The organism is Pseudomonas sp. fls2-241-TYG-175, assembly GCF_030209155.1.
GTDB classification, from domain to species: domain Bacteria; phylum Pseudomonadota; class Gammaproteobacteria; order Pseudomonadales; family Pseudomonadaceae; genus Aquipseudomonas; species Aquipseudomonas viridiflava.
Genome location: NZ_JARVSO010000011.1, coordinates 87,417 through 103,804, shown reverse-complemented (window position 1 = coordinate 103,804; position 16,388 = coordinate 87,417). Strand labels below are relative to the sequence as shown.

The following is a 16,388-nucleotide window of genomic DNA, read 5'->3' as shown; positions in this document are numbered from 1 at the left end:
GCCCTTTGTTTTCGTAACCTGAGGCAGATTCCAGCCCATGCCCCGTAAAACCTGGCGCGCCGCGCTCGCCGCATATGCCAGCCCATCGACTTTAGTGTTGCTGCTGCTCGGATTCGCTGCGGGCATGCCTTACATGTTGGTCTTTTCGACGTTATCCGTATGGTTGCGTGAAGCCGGTGTCGCTCGCGAAACCATCGGCTACGCCAGCCTGATCGGTCTTGCCTACGCCTTCAAATGGGTCTGGTCTCCCCTGCTCGACCAATGGCGCCTGCCATTGCTTGGCAAACTGGGCCGTCGTCGTTCCTGGCTGGTGCTGTCCCAGACCCTTGTGCTGCTGGGCCTGATCGGCATGGGTTTCTGCGATCCGCAGCAACATCTTTCCTGGTTGATCGCCATCGCGGTGGTCGTGGCCTTCGCGTCCGCGACCCAGGACATCGCGATCGATGCGTATCGCCTGGAAATCGCCCATGACACCCAGCAGGCCGCGCTGGCCGCCAGCTACATGTCCGGCTACCGCGTTGCCGCACTGCTGGCGACCGCAGGCGCACTGTATTTTGCCGAAGGCTTCGGCTCGACTGGCTTCGCCTACAAGCATTCGGCCTGGACCGGCACCTACGTACTGTTCGGTCTGCTGATGCTGCCCGCACTGATCACCACGCTGGTCATGCGCGAGCCGCCCGTACCGCTGCGCACCCAGCTGTCGGCAGCGCGCTACGGCTTCACCCACCAACTGGCCTCAGTCTTTGTCCTGATCGTGCTGCTGGTGTCGGTCCCGGCGATGTTCACTCAGCTCTACAACACCGACTTCGCCAGCGTGCTCTTCCAGGACACCAGCTGGATGGACCTGCTGCTGGAAGACCGGGCGTTCCTGCGCGCGATCCTTTATACCCTGCTCACCATCGGCTGCCTGTCTTCGATGGGACGCCGCGGCCTGGCACCGGTCCTGACGCCAATCAACGATTTCATCATGCGCTACCGCTGGCAGGCCTTGCTGCTGCTGGGTCTGATCGCTACTTATCGTATGTCGGACACGGTGATGGGCGTCATGGCCAACGTGTTCTACATCGACCAGGGCTTCACCAAGGATCAGATCGCCAGTGTCAGCAAGATCTTCGGCCTGATCATGACACTGCTGGGCGCAGGCGTCGGCGGCCTGCTGATCGTGCGCTTCGGCATCATGCCGATCCTGTTCATCGGCGGCCTGAGTTCGGCAGCCACCAACATCCTGTTTCTGCTGCTGGCAGACATGGGGCCGAACATCAAAATGCTGATCCTGACCATCTCGCTGGACAACCTCAGCTCCGGCCTTGCGACGTCCGCGTTCGTGGCCTACCTGTCGAGCCTGACCAACCTCAAGTTCTCGGCAACCCAATACGCCCTGCTCAGCTCGATCATGCTGTTGCTGCCGCGCCTGATCGGTGGTTATTCGGGGGTGATGGTGGAGAAGTTCGGTTACCACAACTTCTTCCTCATCACCGCCCTGCTCGGCGTGCCGACGCTGGTGATGATCATCCTGCAGTGGAGCAAGGACGCCAAAGGCGTGAAAATCGAAGAACCTGCTCAATCGACGACCATTGACAAGCCTTGAGACCGGCGAGGCTTTTCCGCATACGATGCTAAAGGAACGACATTGAACACCGCAAAAAAACCAAGCTTCAACCAATACCTGATGCTTGCCCTGATCGGGCTGGGTATCTGGTTCCCTGTCGTCTGGACCGCGCTGGCGTATGCCGCTTCAAGCGCCGCCGAGCCGATGACGGTCGGCAGTGCCATCGTGCTGCTGGGTCAGCTCGAAATCTTCGCGATCATTTTCCTGATCATCTATACGTTCTGCTTCAAGCCGTGGAGGTTGTCCACTGCACTGCGTTTCGGTTTTTTTCTGAACGTACTCGGGGCAGGGATCGCTATCGTCGGCATTATCGTTGCTCTCGCGAATGTATCGCTGGGCAGCTAATGCAAAAAGCCCTGACTTGACAGGTCAGGGCTTTTTTATGCCTCAATTTGCGAATCAGGCCTGTGGTGATTCCTGAACCACACGAATCACACGTTGTGGAAACGGGATATCGATGTTTGCCGCCTTCAGACGATCCCGGGCTTCGGCATTAAGCATGAACATGACGTCCCAATAGTCCGCCGTCTTGACCCAGATGCGCAGCGAGACGGTAATCGAACTGTCTCCCAGCGTGGACACCACAGCCGCAGGGGCCGGGTCTTCCAGAACCCTCGGGTCCTTGGCCAACTCCAGCAGCACTTCGCGTGCAGTCTGCAGATCAGCCTCATAGTCGACGCCCACGTCAAACACCACCTTGCGCGTCGGTTGCCGGTTGGTATTGGTGATAATGCCGTTCGAGAGATTGCCGTTGGGCAAAATCACTGTCTTGTTGTCGCCCGTACGCAGGATCGTATGGAAGATCTGAATACTGTCGACGGTACCCGCCACGCCCTGCGCTTCGATCCAGTCACCGATGCGGAACGGACGAAACAGCAGAATCAGCACCCCGCCTGCGAAGTTCGCCAGACTGCCCTGCAGCGCCAGACCGATCGCCAGACCGGCAGCACCGATGGCTGCGACGAATGAAGTGGTTTCGACGCCAATCATCGACGCGACACTGACCACCAGCAGAATCTTCAGAATGATGTTCGCCAGGCTGCTGACGAAGCCCTGCAACGCCAGGTCCGCTTGTCGCCGGCCCAACAGCGCGCCGAGCTTGCCGGTCACCTTGTTGATCAGCCACCAGCCGATGCACAGCGTAACGAGTGCCAGAAGCAGACGGCCGCTGTACTGCATGATCATCGGAATCCAGGCCTGCGACGCTTGCCACAGGTGACCGACTTCTGCGTTTAAATCCATCTTTCTCTCCTTAACCTGACGAACCGGCGTCGATGGACAGCAACGGCTGTCGTTTCAATGCACAGGGCGATTCGGACTGGCCGGGCAACCCTTGGTTCCCCGGTCAGCACTGCAAATCGTCAGTCACGGAAGTTGTTGAACTGCAGCGGCATGCCCGAATCGTAGGCGCGCAGGGCTGCGATGGCTTCCTGCAGGTCGTCACGCTTCTTGCCGGTGACACGCACCTGCTCGCCTTGAATGGCGGCCTGGACCTTGAGTTTGGCTTCCTTGATGTGAGCGACGATCTTCTTCGCCAGCTCCTTGTCGATGCCTTCGCGCAGCACGACTTCCTGTTTCATCAGCTTGCCGGACGCATAGGCATCCTTGATTTCCAGGCACTTGGCGTCGATCTTGCGCTTGACCAGTGCCAGCTTGAGGATCTCGATCATGGCTTCAAGCTGGAAGTCTGCTTCGGCGGTCAAGCTGACGGTCAGTTCCTTGAACTCGAACGTCCCCTTGCCTTTCAGGTCGTAGCGACGATCCAGCTCTTTGATAGCGTTGTCGACGGCATTCGTGACTTCGTGTTTATCCAATTCGGACACTACGTCGAACGAGGGCATGTATGTTCTCCAATTGAACGGCGCGCACGGCAATCAACGGCGCGCATGACTTGACGGTATGAAAGAACGCTCATTATAACGAGACTTTTCCGACCTTCACTGTGAGCCTTTCATGTCGAATACCGATTTCACTGCTTCAGGGCCGCTTTTGTCCTTGAAGGCCGATCACTGATGTCGACCACCTGGCATGTATTGGGCGCAGGCAGTCTGGGCAGCCTGTGGGCCACGCGGCTGGCGAGGGCAAACGTGCCGGTCAGCCTGCTGCTGCGTGACGCCGCCCGTATAGCCGCGTATCAGGCCAGCGGCGGCTGCCTGACCTTGATAGAAAACGATGCGCCCCGTTCGTTCCCGATACCTGCGCAAGCGCTAGACGATCAGGCGCCGATCGCTCGTCTGCTGGTGGCCTGCAAGGCCTATGACGCCGAACAGGCCGTGGCGCAACTGGCGCACCGCTTGACGGCCGATGCCGAGGTCATCCTGTTGCAGAACGGCCTCGGCAGTCAGGACGCTGTCGCAGCACGAGTGCCGCATGCCCGCTGTCTCTTTGCTTCGAGCACCGAAGGTGCGTTTCGCAAGGCCGACTGGCAGGTGGTATTTGCCGGTCATGGCTTTACCTGGATGGGCGATGTTGCGAATCCTGCTCCACCTTCTCTTTTGAAGGACTTGCACGCCAGCGCAATTCCTCACGAGTGGACGCCGGATATCCTCACCCGCCTGTGGCGCAAGCTGGCGCTCAATTGCGCGATCAATCCATTGACCGTGCTGCACCATTGCCGCAACGGCGAACTGCTGGAGCATCACTGTGAAGTCGCCACGCTCTGCGCCGAGCTGACCGACCTGTTGCATTGCTGCGGTCAGCCGGCGGCCGCTGCTGACCTGCACAGCGAAGTGTTGCGGGTCATCAAGGCCACGGCGGCGAACTACTCGTCGATGTATCAGGACGTGGCGCACCAGCGACGCACCGAAATCAGCTACCTGCTGGGCTACGCCTGTGCCGCTGCCAAGCGCCATCACTGCCCGGTGCCGCATTTGCAGCAGTTGCAGACGCGGCTGGTCACGCATCTGGCAAGCAAGGGTTTGCGTACGGACTAGCCCGCGCTACCCTGCTTGTTCCACCTGCCACTGCGACCTGCCCCATGCCTTTGCGCCAACGCCTGGAAAACCTGCCTGTCGGCCAGAAGCTGCTGGCTGCCCTGCTGGTTCTGATGACCACCGTCCTGCTGGTCGCCAACCTGACCTTCATCAGCGCGGCCTATTACATTTCCCAGGAAGCCATGGCGCCGCAGGCCTTGCAGACCATTGGCCGTCTGATCAGCAGCGCCAACCTCAATGAAAACGCACTGAATTCACCCGACGACGCACGCACATTGCTGAGGGAGCTGAAAAGCTACGGTCCGTTGCGCGCGGCGGCCATTTACGACAACGATGGCGAACGCCTGGGGCAAGTGCAGCAGGGCGAAGGGCTCGAGTTGCCCCATCATTTCAAGGATCTTGAAAGCTGGCGTCTGACCGAGTTTCGTAGCACGCAGGTCATCACCGTACCCAAAGGCGAGCAACCACCGGGCCATCTATTGCTGGTCGCCAGCAGCGAACTGCCGCCTGCGTTTTATACCGGCACACTGACTGCCAGCCTGGGCATTCTGGTGTTCAGCGTATTGCTGTGGCTGGTCGTGGCCCGGCAGATTCGTCGCCTGATCACCGAGCCCATCTACCAATTGGAGGAGCTTTCCCGTCAGGTGACCCGCGAAGAGAACTACGCGTTGCGCGCCGAGCCGGGCAACGAGGATGAAATCGGCAGCCTGGCTGAAGCCTTCAACACCATGCTGTCGCGCATCGAAGCCCGCGAGCAGCAGCTCAAACGCGCCCGCGACGACTCTCAGGAAGCCTACGATCAGGCGCAGGGTCTGGCCGAGGAAACCCGGCACACCAATCGCAAGCTTGAGCTCGAAGTTCAGGTGCGCAGCAAGATCGAAAAGAAGCTCACGGGCTTTCAGAACTACCTCAACAGCATCATCGACTCGATGCCCTCGGCCATGATCGCGCTGGACGAGCAACTGTACGTGACCCAGTGGAATCAGGAAGCCAGCGCGCTTTCCGGCACAACCCTGGACGAGGCGATGAACCAGCCGATCTTCATCGCTTTCGAGCCGATGCGCTCGTTTCTGCCGCAGATCAAACACACCGTTGAACGACACAGTGTCACCAAGATCGAGCGCGTGACCTGGATCAAGAACGACGAGTCTCGCCATTACGCGCTGACGTTTTACCCGCTGACCGGCGACGCAGGCCGTGGGGTGGTGATCCGGATCGACGACATCACTCAGCGCATCTCGCTGGAAGAAATGATGGTGCAGTCGGAAAAAATGCTTTCGGTTGGCGGCCTCGCAGCGGGCATGGCCCATGAGATCAATAACCCATTGGGCGCGATCCTGCACAACGTGCAGAACATCCGCCGACGTCTGTCGCCAGACCTGCCGAAGAACATCGAGCAGGCCGAAACCGACGGGATCGACCTGGCCGTGGTGAACAACTACCTGACCAGCCGCGAAGTGCCGCAACTGCTGGATGGCATTCAGCAGGCAGGCGCGCGAGCCGCGAAGATTGTCAGTCACATGCTCAACTTCAGCCGCTTGAGTAACCGTCAGCTCTCGCCCAGCGACTTGCCTGCTCTGATCGATCAGGCGGTGGAAATCGCCAGCAACGACTTTGACCTGACCATCGGTTTTGATTTCAAGGGCCAGCACATCATCCGCCAGTTCGATCCGGAGCTGGGGCCGGTGCCGTGCATTGCCAACGAGCTGGAACAAGTGCTGCTGAACCTGCTGAAAAACGCCGCTCAGGCGATTCATCAACGGCCCGATGGCGAGGATGAGGGACGCATCATTCTGCGCACCCGACTCAATCCGCCATGGGCAGAGATTCAGGTGGAAGACAACGGCATCGGCATGTCCGAAAACGTGCGCAAACGCACCTTCGAGCCGTTTTTCACCACCAAGGAGATCGGCCAGGGCACTGGACTGGGCCTGTCGGTGTCGTACTTCATCATCACCAACAACCACAAGGGCCAGATGGAAGTGCAATCTTCCGTCGGCAATGGAACCTGCTTCACGCTGCGCCTGCCGCTGATCGCCAATCAGGTGAATGTGCAGCAACAGGTTATTTCCAAGCTATGACCAGGAGCCACTGAATGGGCTTTCGTTTGTCGAAAATCTACACACGTACCGGCGACGCCGGGGAAACGGGGCTGGGCGACGGTCGCCGGGTGTCCAAGGATCACCCACGCGTCGAAGCGATTGGGGAGGTCGATACCCTCAACAGCCAGCTTGGCCTGCTGCTGGCCGGGCTGATCGAACTGGCACCGAGTGTGTCCGGGCTTAACGAAGTGATCGATGTTCTGGCACCCTGTCAGCACCGTCTGTTCGATCTGGGCGGCGAGCTGGCGATGCCGAGCTACAAGGCGTTGAACAGCGCAGAAGTCGAGCGTCTCGAGGCGGCGATTGATGTCTGGAACGAGGAATTGGGGCCGCTGGAAAACTTCATCCTGCCCGGCGGTTCAGCGCTGATTGCACACGCTCATGTGTGCCGCAGCCTGGCCCGCAGTGCCGAGCGTCGCTGCCAGCATCTGAATGCGGTCGAACCACTGGAAGGATCTGGCTTGGCGTATATCAACAGATTGTCGGACCTGCTGTTCGTCGCCGCCCGGATCATTGCCCGGCGACAAGGCATCGCCGAAATCCTGTGGCAGCCTGCGCCGAAGCCGGAGTGAGGCATGATCGTGCCCGCTCTGGGCATTCGAGAGCGGACGCGGAGCGTCCTGGGAGGCATTCCCACGCAGAGCGTAGGAACGATCACCATCAGTGTGAGCTTGATGATCGTGCCAATGCTCCGCGCGGGTATGTATCCCGTGACGCTCCGCGTCACATTCGGGAGCGGACGCAGGAACGATCAATGATCCAGGACCATCAGAGTTCTTCAGGCCAGAACGCACGTATCCCTGCAACGCCCTGAGCGCCGTTTTCCCATGCTTTCTGCCTTTCGGCAGGCCCTACGCCACCTAGCAGATAAACAGGCTTGCTGAAGCCTGTGATCAACTGTGCGGCCTGTTCCCAGCCCAATGGCAGAGCATCGGGGTGCGACAAGGTTGGTTGCACCGGGGACAAGGTCACGAAATCAACGCCCATCTGTTCTGCCAACGCCAATTCTTCTGCGTTGTGGCAGGAAGCGGCCAGCCAGCGATCCTCTGGAAACGGCCGTCCACGGCTGGCGTATTTGCGCAGCTGCTCGGCCGTCAGGTGCCAACCGGCGGACGGGAAATCACCCAGCCATTCCAGTGGTCCTTTGAGCATCAGTTGCGCCTTGCCTGCACACAGACCCGCCGCGTCCACCGCCATGTCGCGGTACTTGGGGTCGTAGCCGCCCGGCGCGCGCAGTTGGACCAACTTGATGCCGCCCGCAACGGCTTTCTGAATCCCGCGCAGGACTTCGATGTTGTCCAGTCCTTCCGGGGTGATCAGGTATTCGCCCGGCAGACGCGCCGCCGCGACGATCGGCCGGTTGGCGGCCGGAAAGTCGTAATTGGCCAGTTCACGGGAAGACGCCCAGACCAGCGGCTGACCTTCGGCACCGTGCGGTTCGCCAGTGAACGCCGAGACTTCCCACACATCCAGCAGCACATGCTTGTCCGAGTAGTCATGCTGAATCTTGATCAGTGGACGCGCCGCCGTGACGACGATGCCCAGCTCTTCCTGCAGTTCGCGTCCCAGCGCAGTCTCGACGGGTTCGCCCTCTTCGACCTTGCCGCCGGGAAACTCCCAGAGACCGCCCTGATGCTGGCTGTCAGCCCTTTTGGCGATCAGGATTTTGCCGTCGGCGCCACGAATGACGGCAGCGGCCACGTGAATGCGTTTCACGATCAGGACTCCTCTAGACCAGCCTGCCGCCAGCGCTGGAAGGCAGGCCATTGGTAAATGGTTTCGATATAGGCCAGCGCCTCGTCGGGCAACGCCACGCGATACGTGCGCAGGCGGATCGCGACCGGCGCGAAGAACGCATCGGCAATGCTCGGACGGCCGAACAGGAACGGACCGTCTTCCTTGGCTGCCTTTCGGCATTCAGCCCAAAGCGCAACGATACGGTCGATGTCGGCCTGGGTATCGACCGGAATGACTTCCAGCGCCTGATCCTGACGCAGGTCCATCGGCATGTTGGAACGCAGGCTCATGAAGCCGCTGTGCATCTGGGCGCAGGCAGAACGCGCTTGGGCACGGGCAGAGATATCACGCGGCCAAAGGTCGACATCCGGGAAACGCTCGACCAGATACTCACAGATCGCCAGCGAATCGATGATGGTGCCGTGCTCGCACTGCAGCGCAGGCACTTTGCCGGTAGGCGAATACTTGAGGATGTTCTCGCGGGTGTCAGGCAGGTTAAGACGGATGACCTGATCGGTGAACGGCGCGCCGGTCATCTCCAGCACCAGCCAGGGACGCAGCGACCAGGAGGAATAGCGTTTGTCGCCGATGATTAGGTGCAGGCTCATGTTCAACTCCGTTGAATGGCGCAGGCGAGCGATCGCCCGCGCCGGAATGAATCAGGTGCGGTATTCCGCATTGATCTTCACGTACTCGTGGGACAGGTCGGTGGTCCAGATCGTTTCGCTGCAATCACCGCGGCCCAGCTCGATGCGGATGGTGATCTCCTCTTCAGCCATGACCGCCGAGCCCTGCTCTTCAGTGTAGGTCGTGGCGCGGCAGCCCTTGCTTGCGATGCACACACCGCTCAGGAACACGTCGATCCTGCTCACGTCCAGGTCCGGAACGCCTGCACGGCCGACAGCGGCCAGAATGCGACCCCAGTTCGGATCGGAGGCGAACAGCGCGGTCTTGATCAGTGGCGAGTGAGCAACGGCGTAGCCGACATCAAGACATTCCTGATGATTGCCGCCGCCATTGACTTCAACGGTGACGAACTTGGTCGCACCTTCGCCGTCGCGCACGATGGCCTGGGCGACTTCCATGCAGACGTCGAACACGGCCTTTTTCAGGGCATCGAACAACGGGCCTTTGGCTTCGGTCACTTCAGGCAGACTGGCCTGGCCGGTGGCGATCAGCATGCAGCAGTCGTTGGTCGAGGTGTCGCCATCGATGGTGATACGGTTGAACGACTTGTTCGCGCCGTCGCGGATCAGGTCTTGCAACACGCTCTGGGAAACCTTGGCGTCGGTCGCGATGTAGCCGAGCATGGTCGCCATGTTTGGACGAATCATGCCCGCGCCCTTGCTGATGCCGGTCACGGTGATGGTCACGCCGTCGTGCTGAAACTGACGGCTCGCGCCCTTTGGCAGGGTATCGGTGGTCATGATGCCGGTGGCCGCCGCCGCCCAGTTATCCACAGACAGATCGTCAAGAGCCGCTTGCAGCGCGCCTTCGATCTTTTCCACAGGCAGTGGCTCACCGATCACACCGGTGGAGTAAGGCAGTACGGCAGACGCATCGACACCGGTCAGCTCGGCAAGCTTCTCGCAGGTACGACGCGCAGCTGCAAGGCCGGGCTCGCCGGTACCCGCGTTGGCGTTGCCGGTGTTGGTCAGCAGATAACGCACGGTGCCCTGCACGCGCTGCTTGGCCAGAATGACCGGAGCGGCACAGAACGCGTTCAGCGTGAACACACCGGCAACGCTCGAGCCTTCGGCACAGCGCATGACCACGACATCCTTGCGACCCGGGCGTTTGATGCCGGCAGAAGAGATGCCAAGTTCAAAACCGGGAACCGGGTGCAGCGTAGGCAACGGACCAAGACCAACAGCCATCGGGGTGCTCCTCGTGGGGTGTATGCGCCGCCCGCATCGGTACGGCGATTCAATGAAAAAACGCCGCGACGGGCAAGCCGGTCGCGGCGCGGGTATTACAGTGTCAGGGCCTTAGTTGATCTGGCCGTGACAGTGCTTGAATTTCTTGCCCGAACCACACCAGCACAGCTCGTTGCGACCCAGTTTCTGGTCGTTGCGAACCGGTGTAGTTGCGACGGCAACGGTCTCGCCCTCTTCCTCGATCAGCGCAGGCTGATCGATACCCGGGGCTTCAGCGTGTTCGAACTGCATGCGCTTGGCCAACTCCTCGGCTTCCTGACGCTGACGCGCCTCTTCTTCCTCGGGGTCTTCGCGGCGAACCTGAACGTGGGACAGGACGCGAATGGTGTCGCGCTTGATCGAGTCCAGCAGTTCCTGGAACAGGGTGAACGACTCGCGCTTGTATTCCTGCTTCGGGTTCTTCTGGGCGTAGCCACGCAGGTGGATACCGTGACGCAGGTGATCCATGGTCGACAGGTGGTCTTTCCACAGGTCGTCCAGAACGCGCAACAGAATCTGCTTCTCGAAGGAGCGCAGCGCTTCGGCACTGGCCTGATCTTCTTTCTCGTTATAGGCGACCAGCAACTGATCCATGATCTTGGTGCGCAGGCTGTCTTCGTGCAGGTGATCGTCTTCGTCGAGCCACTGCTGAATCGGCAGCTTCACGGCGAAGTCGGTGTTCAGTGCAGCTTCCAGACCCGAAACATCCCACTGCTCGGGCAGCGATTGTGGCGGAATGTGCTGGCTGATGAGGTTGTTGAGCACTTCAGCACGGAAGTCAGCGATGGTGTCGCCAATGTTGTCCGCAGCCAGCAGCGTGTTACGCATGTGATAGATCACTTTGCGCTGCTCATTGGCTACGTCATCGAATTCAAGCAGTTGCTTGCGGATGTCGAAGTTGCGACCTTCGACCTTACGCTGCGCTTTCTCGATGGCGTTGGTCACCATGCGGTGCTCGATGGCTTCGCCGGACTGCATGCCGAGCGCCTTCATGAAGTTCTTCACCCGGTCAGAGGCGAAGATGCGCATCAGGCTGTCTTCCAGCGACAGGTAGAAGCGGCTGGAACCGGTGTCGCCCTGACGACCGGCGCGACCGCGCAACTGGTTGTCGATACGGCGCGATTCATGACGCTCGGAGGCAATCACGTGCAGACCGCCCGCTTCGATGACCTGCTGGTGACGCTTCTGCCAGTCGGCCTTGATCTGTGCGATCTGCTCGGGTGTCGGGTCCTCCAGATTGGCGACTTCGACTTCCCAGTTACCGCCTAGCAGGATGTCAGTACCGCGACCGGCCATGTTGGTGGCGATGGTCAACGCACCCGGACGACCGGCCTGAGCGATGATTTCCGCTTCCTTTTCGTGGAACTTGGCGTTCAGAACCTTGTGCTCGATGCCTTCGGCATTCAGCAGGCGAGACATGTGCTCGGAGGTTTCGATGGTCGCCGTACCCACCAGCACCGGACGGTTTTCCGCCAGGCAGGCCTTGATGTCGGTCACGATGGCCGCGTACTTTTCTTCCGCCGTCAGGTAGACGAGGTCGTTGAAGTCCTTGCGCGCCAGTGGCTTGTTCGGCGGAATGACCATCACGGCCAGGTTGTAGATCTGGTGGAATTCGAACGCTTCGGTGTCGGCTGTACCGGTCATGCCGGACAGTTTGTTGTACAGACGGAAGTAGTTCTGGAACGTGGTCGACGCCAGGGTCTGGCTTTCGGCCTGAATGTTCAGGTTTTCCTTGGCTTCGATGGCCTGGTGCAGGCCTTCGGACAAGCGACGGCCCGGCATGGTACGACCGGTGTGCTCGTCGACCAGCAGCACCTGACCGTCCTGGACAATGTACTCGACGTTTCGGTTGAACAGTTTGTGCGCACGCAGACCGGCATAGACGTGAGTCAGCAGGCCCAGGTTGTGCGCCGAATACAGGCTCTCGCCTTCAGCCAGCAGGCCGACTTCGGTGAGCATTTCTTCGATGAACTGGTGACCGGCTTCGTTCAGCTCGACCTGACGGGTCTTCTCGTCAACGGTGAAGTGACCGGCCTTGGTGACCTGGCCTTCCACTTCCTCGATGTGCTGCTCGAGCTTGGGGATCAGGCGGTTGATTTCGGTGTACAGCTTGGAGCTGTCTTCAGCCTGACCGGAAATGATCAGCGGCGTACGCGCTTCGTCGATCAGAATGGAGTCGACTTCGTCGATCACGGCAAAGTTGAGTTCGCGCTGGAACTTGTCGTCCATGCTGAACGCCATGTTGTCGCGCAGATAGTCGAAGCCGTATTCGTTGTTGGTGCCGTAGGTGATGTCAGCGGCATAGGCTGCGCGCTTCTCTTCCGGCGGCTGGAATGGAGTGACGATACCTACGGTCAGACCGAGGAATTCGTACAGCGGACGCATCCAGTTGGCGTCGCGGCGTGCCAGGTAGTCGTTCACGGTAACCACGTGAACGCCTTTGCCCGACAGCGCGTTGAGGTAGACCGCCAGGGTGCCGACGAGGGTTTTACCTTCACCGGTACGCATCTCGGCGATCTGGCCTTCATGCAGGGTCATGCCACCGATCAGCTGAACATCGAAGTGGCGCATGCCCATGACACGCTTGCCCGCTTCACGCGCGACGGCAAACGCTTCCGGCAGCAGTTGATCGAGGGTCTCGCCTTTGGCTATGCGGGCCTTGAACTCTTCGGTCTTGGCGCGCAATTGCTCGTCCGAAAGGGCCACCATTTGCTCTTCGAAGGCATTGACGAGTTGAACCGTCTTGAGCATGCGTTTGACTTCACGCTCGTTCTTGCTTCCAAAAAGTTTTTTCAACAAAGGCGCAAACATATCGACAGGATCTTCCACACATAGGAATGGAGGGCGGCCCCGTGAGTCGCCCGTGCAGCCCTGATGGCTGCATGCGAACGAGCATTCTACCCGGAAACGATGGTGAGGAAAGTGGCGTTATTCCACGATGCTGGCACAGCGCTGTGACGGGGCAGATTTACAATGGGGCCATTTTCAAGCACTTCAACCCGCAAAACGGGGAAGTTACTCATTGATTTGCATATGAAAGCACGGAAAGGCCTCTGAAAGCAGCCGTTACAATGCTTTCTGTTAAGATGAGCGCCTTGTCACCAAGGCACCTCCCCATGGCTTTTCGTCCTCTGAATGCTCGTGCGCCTGCAGTGCTGCTGCGCGAAGCCAAGCCTTTGAAGGCTATCTTTCGGCACGCCGAACGCCTGAGCCACCTTCAACGCCTGGTCGAGAGCCAGTTGCAACCCGCTGCCCGCGAGCATTGCCATGTGGCGTCGTGGCGGGAAGGCAGCCTGTTGCTGATCGTGACGGACGGTCACTGGGCCACCCGTCTGCGTTATCAGCAAAAGCGCCTGCACCGACAACTGGTCGCGTTCGATGAATTCATCAACCTGACCCGGATCGTGTTCAAGGTTCAGCCACCTGCAGCGCCACGCGGCGCGGCGACGCACACCATCGACCTATCCACGGTTGCGGCTGAAAACATCCAGGCCACCGCCGACGGCATCACCGACCCCAAGCTGCGCGCCGCACTCGAGCGGTTGGCCAGTCACGCCAGGGATCGCAAATAAGCAAGTGGCCGCCTGAGCACCCTCTTATCAAACAACCTGTAAGCCACTGAAGAAAACGACTTTGTGGAAGGCGGCTTGCCGGCGATGCAGTCGACGCGGCATGTCAGGAAAGTCGCTTCATCGTTCATCGCCGGCAAGCCGCCTCCCACGGACCGGTGTTTGCCGCGCGACAGCGCTACGTCGAAGACGTAGTGGCGCCCGCCTCCCAAGCCCATAAAAAAAGGCCGCCCGAGGGCAGCCTTTAAAGAACAAAAGGAAAGAGAGTAAAGCTTGCTTACACGGCCGCGACAGGGCGCATGTAAGAAATAGGTGCCGTACTGGCATCCTCGAAGGTCACCACTTCCCAGGCATCTGTCTGCGCAATAAGCGCACGCAGAAGGCGGTTGTTCAGTGCATGCCCCGACTTGAAGCCCTTGAACTCACCGATCAGGCTATTGCCCAGCAGGTAGAGGTCACCGATGGCATCCAGGATTTTATGTTTGACGAATTCGTCCTCGTACCGCAGGCCGTCTTCGTTCAATACGCCTTCCTTGTCGACCACAATGGCATTTTCCACACTGCCGCCGAGTGCGAGGTTGTGCTTGCGCAGGTACTCGATGTCACTCATGAACCCGAAGGTCCGGGCACGGCTGACTTCCTTCACGAAGGAAGTGCTGGAAAAGTCCACGCTTGCACTCTGGGTGCGGTCACGGAAGACGGGGTGATCGAAATCGATCTCGAAACTGACCTTGAACCCTTCGAAAGGCACGAAAGTAGCGCGTTTACCGCCCTCTTCCACTGTGACTTCCCGCAGGATCCGGATGAATTTCTTCGGCGCGTCCTGTTCTTCCAGGCCAGCCGATTGAATCAGGAATACGAATGGGCCTGCGCTGCCGTCCATGATAGGAACTTCGGAGGCAGAGAGCTCGACGTAGGCGTTATCGATGCCAAGGCCAGCCATGGCCGAGAGCAGGTGTTCTACCGTGTCAACTTTGACATCACCATTGACCAGTGTGGTCGACAGAGTGGTGTCACCGACGTTTTCCGCACGCGCAGGGATCTGCACGACAGGATCAAGGTCGGCTCGGCAAAACACGATGCCGGTATTCACAGGTGCAGGCTTGAGGGTCAGGTAAACCTTCTCCCCGGAGTGCAGGCCTATACCTGTGGCACGGATAATATTTTTCAGGGTGCGTTGTTTAATCATGGCATGGGCCGCTTCAGCGCAAGTTGCGAACTGGTATCAACAAAGGCTGGCGATGATAGCAGACCATGCCTTTGCTGAACACCAATCACCCTAATACCCCTGATACATTTCATCAATCGGCCTGACGACGCAGGAAGGCCGGGATGTCCAGGTAGTCCAGATCATCGTTAGGGTTCATCTTCGCTGCTGCAGTGGCGCCTGCGTGTGCCTGATTGCGCATCACGGTAGGACGGTCCAGATCGCGGTAGTTGACCGAAGGGGCTTCCTGACGGGCCGCTGGCTGAGCCGAGGACTGCTGAGTGGTCTGCAGGGTATTGTCGATCACCTTGACAGGCTTCTCGATTTTCGCGCCCAGACCGGTCGCAACCACGGTCACGTGCAACTCGTCACGCATGTCCGGATCGATAACGGTACCGACCTTGACCATCGCGTGCTCGGAAGCGAACGCTTCGATGATGCTGCCCACGTCCGAGTATTCACCCAGAGACAGGTCAGGACCGGCAGTGATGTTGACCAGGATGCCGCGAGCGCCCTGCAGGTTGACGTCTTCGAGCAGCGGGTTGCGGATGGCTGCCTCGGTCGCTTCACGTGCACGGTTCGGACCGCTGGCGCAGCCAGTGCCCATCATTGCCATGCCCATTTCGCTCATCACGGTACGTACGTCGGCAAAGTCGACGTTGATCATGCCCGGACGCTTGATGATGTCGGAGATACCGCGAACGGCACCGGCCAGTACATCGTCTGCCTTGGCGAAAGCCGACAGCAGGCTGGCGTCCTTACCCAGGATGGTCAGCAGCTTCTCGTTGGGAATGGTGATCAACGAGTCGACGCTTTCGGACAGCATGCGGATGCCTTCATCGGCGATCTGCATACGCTTGCGACCTTCGAACGGGAACGGACGGGTCACGACTGCGACCGTCAGAATGCCCATTTCCTTGGCCACTTCGGCAATGATCGGTGCTGCACCGGTACCGGTACCGCCGCCCATGCCTGTGGTAATGAAGACCATGTTGGTGCCTTGCAGGACTTCTGCAATGCGCTCACGGTCTTCCAGCGCGGCCTGACGACCGACTTCAGGGTTGGCGCCAGCGCCAAGGCCTTTGGTCACGCCTGTGCCCAGTTGAAGAATGGTGCGCGCGCCGATGTTTTTCAGCGCTTGAGCATCGGTGTTGGCGCAGATGAATTCCACGCCTTCGATGTTGCTCTTGACCATGTGATTGACAGCGTTACCGCCACCACCGCCTACACCGATGACCTTGATTACCGGGCTTTGCGGGACGTTGTCTACGAGTTCGAACATTTTCTCTCTCCTTCCGCTCTCTAGTTAGTTTGC

Annotated in this window: 14 protein-coding genes; 6 read left to right on the top strand and 8 right to left on the bottom strand. The window is 59.5% G+C overall.

From position 1 onward, the window contains the following. Positions 1 to 37 precede the first annotated feature (37 nt). Positions 38 to 1,588 (top strand): AmpG family muropeptide MFS transporter, encoded by a 1,551-nt coding sequence (locus QRN20_RS09710; protein ID WP_057407933.1) that lies wholly within the window; start codon positions 38 to 40, stop codon positions 1,586 to 1,588. Positions 1,589 to 1,630: 42 nt separating this feature from the next. Further along, positions 1,631 to 1,954, top strand: a complete 324-nt coding sequence (locus QRN20_RS09705) for a hypothetical protein (RefSeq protein WP_122501632.1) — start codon at positions 1,631 to 1,633, stop codon at positions 1,952 to 1,954. Between the two features lie 54 nt (positions 1,955 to 2,008). Here the strand turns inward: QRN20_RS09705 and QRN20_RS09700 are convergent, their stop codons facing one another. Both QRN20_RS09700 and QRN20_RS09695 read right to left on the bottom strand, forming a co-directional pair. Then, a complete protein-coding gene (locus QRN20_RS09700) occupies positions 2,009 to 2,851 on the bottom strand; it encodes a mechanosensitive ion channel family protein (RefSeq protein ID WP_029243284.1) in 843 nt (280 codons plus the stop codon). Between the two features lie 119 nt (positions 2,852 to 2,970). Further along, entirely contained in the window at positions 2,971 to 3,450 is a 480-nt protein-coding gene (locus QRN20_RS09695; protein WP_004881488.1) for a YajQ family cyclic di-GMP-binding protein, read from the bottom strand. Between the two features lie 171 nt (positions 3,451 to 3,621). On the opposite strand from QRN20_RS09695, the gene QRN20_RS09690 reads away from it, so the two are divergent. From QRN20_RS09690 to QRN20_RS09680, 3 genes are read left to right on the top strand one after another with little or no spacing between them, the layout of a single operon-like run. After that, positions 3,622 to 4,542 carry a putative 2-dehydropantoate 2-reductase gene (locus QRN20_RS09690; RefSeq protein ID WP_122517898.1) on the top strand — a complete coding sequence of 307 codons (921 nt, stop codon included), beginning with the start codon at positions 3,622 to 3,624 and terminating at the stop codon, positions 4,540 to 4,542. A 44-nt stretch (positions 4,543 to 4,586) separates the two neighbouring features. Next, a complete protein-coding gene (locus tag QRN20_RS09685; protein WP_122501630.1) occupies positions 4,587 to 6,623 on the top strand; it encodes a sensor histidine kinase in 2,037 nt (678 codons plus the stop codon). A 14-nt stretch (positions 6,624 to 6,637) separates the two neighbouring features. Beyond that, the gene (locus tag QRN20_RS09680) at positions 6,638 to 7,216 is read left to right on the top strand and encodes a cob(I)yrinic acid a,c-diamide adenosyltransferase (protein WP_004881491.1); all 579 of its coding nucleotides are present in this window, start codon (positions 6,638 to 6,640) and stop codon (positions 7,214 to 7,216) included. A 196-nt stretch (positions 7,217 to 7,412) separates the two neighbouring features. Here QRN20_RS09680 and QRN20_RS09675 read toward each other — a convergent pair whose 3' ends face one another. The 4 genes from QRN20_RS09675 to secA form a co-directional block, all read right to left on the bottom strand. Continuing rightward, the gene (locus tag QRN20_RS09675; RefSeq protein ID WP_122413639.1) at positions 7,413 to 8,360 is read right to left on the bottom strand and encodes a Nudix family hydrolase; all 948 of its coding nucleotides are present in this window, start codon (positions 8,358 to 8,360) and stop codon (positions 7,413 to 7,415) included. A gap of 2 nt (positions 8,361 to 8,362) precedes the next feature. After that, on the bottom strand, positions 8,363 to 8,989 hold the full coding sequence (locus tag QRN20_RS09670) for a glutathione S-transferase family protein (protein ID WP_029243289.1): 627 nt from the start codon (positions 8,987 to 8,989) through the stop codon (positions 8,363 to 8,365). A gap of 51 nt (positions 8,990 to 9,040) precedes the next feature. Continuing rightward, positions 9,041 to 10,258: a bifunctional glutamate N-acetyltransferase/amino-acid acetyltransferase ArgJ gene (gene argJ / locus QRN20_RS09665; RefSeq protein ID WP_122413638.1), complete on the bottom strand. Its 1,218-nt coding sequence runs from the start codon at positions 10,256 to 10,258 to the stop codon at positions 9,041 to 9,043. A gap of 111 nt (positions 10,259 to 10,369) precedes the next feature. Then, positions 10,370 to 13,108 (bottom strand): preprotein translocase subunit SecA, encoded by a 2,739-nt coding sequence (secA, locus tag QRN20_RS09660; RefSeq protein WP_088234613.1) that lies wholly within the window; start codon positions 13,106 to 13,108, stop codon positions 10,370 to 10,372. Between the two features lie 305 nt (positions 13,109 to 13,413). Between secA and QRN20_RS09655 the strand changes: the two genes are divergently transcribed. After that, positions 13,414 to 13,869 carry a DUF721 domain-containing protein gene (locus QRN20_RS09655; RefSeq protein ID WP_025996288.1) on the top strand — a complete coding sequence of 152 codons (456 nt, stop codon included), beginning with the start codon at positions 13,414 to 13,416 and terminating at the stop codon, positions 13,867 to 13,869. Between the two features lie 274 nt (positions 13,870 to 14,143). Here QRN20_RS09655 and lpxC read toward each other — a convergent pair whose 3' ends face one another. Together lpxC and ftsZ are read right to left on the bottom strand one after the other, a co-directional pair. Continuing rightward, positions 14,144 to 15,055, bottom strand: a complete 912-nt coding sequence (gene lpxC, locus QRN20_RS09650; protein ID WP_029243292.1) for a UDP-3-O-acyl-N-acetylglucosamine deacetylase — start codon at positions 15,053 to 15,055, stop codon at positions 14,144 to 14,146. A gap of 112 nt (positions 15,056 to 15,167) precedes the next feature. After that, on the bottom strand, positions 15,168 to 16,355 hold the full coding sequence (gene ftsZ, locus QRN20_RS09645; protein WP_004881499.1) for a cell division protein FtsZ: 1,188 nt from the start codon (positions 16,353 to 16,355) through the stop codon (positions 15,168 to 15,170). Between the last annotated feature and the right edge of the window lie 33 nt (positions 16,356 to 16,388).